Annotated in this window: 2 protein-coding genes; both read left to right on the forward strand. The window is 64.0% G+C overall.

Annotated features, from left to right (window positions below; all coding sequences use genetic code 11):
• The coding region (locus tag VMA74_RS15855; protein ID WP_325368677.1) for an acyl-CoA synthetase at window positions 1-1760 on the forward strand (1760 nt) is incomplete at its 5' end.
• Window positions 1761-1828: 68 nt separating this feature from the next.
• Window positions 1829-2245: paraquat-inducible protein A (locus VMA74_RS15860; protein WP_325368679.1), on the forward strand; the 417-nt coding region annotated here is incomplete at its 3' end.

Consider the following 2245-nt stretch of genomic DNA (forward strand, 5'->3'; position numbering starts at 1 on the left):
TCGACGAGGTGACGCGCACCGCGAATCTATTCCACACGCTCGGCGCGGACAAAGACACGGTGATCGCCTACGTGCTGCCCAATCTGCCGGAGACCCACTTCGTCATCTGGGGCGGCCAGGCGACCGGCATCGTGGCAGCCATCAATCCGCTGCTGGAGCCCGAAGCCATCGTGGCGCTACTCAATGCCATGAACGCGCGCATCCTGGTCACGCTGGCTTCGTTCGCGGGCGCGTCGTTGTGGCGCAAGCTGTCGCCCGAAGTGGGGCGCGTGGCCAGCCTTCGCCATGTGGTGCTGGTCAACCTGTCCGAGCGGGTGATGAAATTGAAGAGCTGGCCGACGCGTCTGCGCAAGCTGCGCGAAGCGATGCATGCCCGTCCGCGGGAACCATCCACGCAACCGGTGCATTTGCAATTCCACGATTTCAATCGGGCGATGCACGCTCAGCCGGCGGACCGCCTGCTCAGCGGACGACGCATCGATCCGGACGACTACTCGTCGTTCTTCTGCACCGGCGGCACCACCGGCTTCCCCAAGCTCGCCATGCGCCGCCATCGCAATGAAGTGGCCAACGCGTGGAGCGTCGCGCAGGTGCTGGGCGACGGCATCGGCCCGGAGAAAAACGTGTTCTGCGGTTTGCCCCTGTTCCACGTGAACGGTGTGTTGGTCACCGGGCTGCTGCCGTTTTCAAAGGGCGCGCATGTGATCATGGGTACGCCGCAGGGTTATCGTGGCGAGGGCGTTCTCTCCCACTTCTGGGGCATCGTCGAGCATCACCAGATCCATTTCTTCAGCGCGGTGCCGACGGTCTACAGCGCATTGCTCGACGTGCCCAGGCAGGGGCATCGATTGGATTCGCTGCAATACGGATTGTGTGGCGCGGCGCCGATGGCGCCGGAATTGTTCCGCCGCTTCCAGGAACAGACGGGCTTGCGGATTCTGGAGGGATACGGGCTCACCGAAGCGACATGTGTCAGCAGCGTCAATCCGCCGCTGGGCGAGCGCCGCGTGGGTTCGGTGGGTTTGCGCATTCCCGGCCAGGCCATGAAGACGGTGATATTGGACGCCAACGATGCCTATGTGCGCGACGCCGCCGATGGCGAAACCGGTGTGCTGGCGGTAAGCGGGCCGAACGTCTTCGGGGGTTACTTGAACGAAGAGCACAACCGTGCCCTCTGGCTCGACCTTGGGGACGGCAAGCGATGGCTGCATACCGGCGACCTGGCGCGCAGGGATGCCGACGGCTACTTCTGGCTTACCGGGCGCACCAAGGAATTGATCATCCGCGGCGGCCACAACATCGATCCGGCGACGATCGAGCAGCCGTTGTATGCGCACCCGGCGGTGGCATTGGCGGCGGCGGTAGGGCGGCCCGACCGGCACGCCGGCGAGCTGCCCGTGGCCTACGTGCAGCTGAAACCGGGCGCGCAGGTCGACGAGGCGCAGTTGCTTGCTTACATGGAGTCGCACGTCGCCGAGCGTGCGGCCGTTCCCAAGGCCATCACCATCATCGACAGGATGCCGTTGACCGGCGTCGGCAAGATCTACAAGCCGGAACTCAAGCGCATGGAAACCGAGCATGCGCTGATACGCGCACTGGCGCAGGCCGGGATTGATGTCCGATCCGTCACCGCCGAGATGGATAGCGACAAGCGGGCTTTGCGCATCGCGGTGAGCGTGACGGATCCGGGCAGCGAGAGAGAAGCGATCAAGGTGTTGGGAATGTTCCCGTTTGCCTATCGCATCACGACCGCCGCGTAGCCTGCATCCAACCTCATCCAAACAGCTTCCTGCGGCGCAGGAAGGGTGAAATTTTTTGCCGTGAAATCATGAAAGCCTTTCCGACTCTAGTCGTTTGCGAACACTGCGACGCGGTGTACCGGCGCCCGGCACTGGCAGCAGGCGAGTGCGTGCGCTGCGAAATATGCGCCACGCCGTTCTACCGCGTAGGTCGCCTGGATGTCGATCGATGGCTGGCGCTGACCATTGCGGCCGCCATCGTCTACGTCATGGCCAACGTCTTCCCGATTATCCGCATCAGCTTCAACGGCCTGCATAACGAAGCCACGCTGTGGCAATCCGCCGCTGCATTGGCGCAAGGCCCGATCACGCTGATCGCCTTGGCCGCGGCGGGGGTGGTGATCGTGGTGCCGCTGCTGCAAATGCTGCTGCTTGGATGGCTGTTGCTGTACGCCCGCGGCGGCCGGCGCGCACCGGGATTTCGCGCCGCGATGAAGCTGCTGGTC

It is taken from the genome of Dyella sp., assembly GCF_035508675.1.
Taxonomy (GTDB): Bacteria; Pseudomonadota; Gammaproteobacteria; order Xanthomonadales; family Rhodanobacteraceae; genus Dyella_B.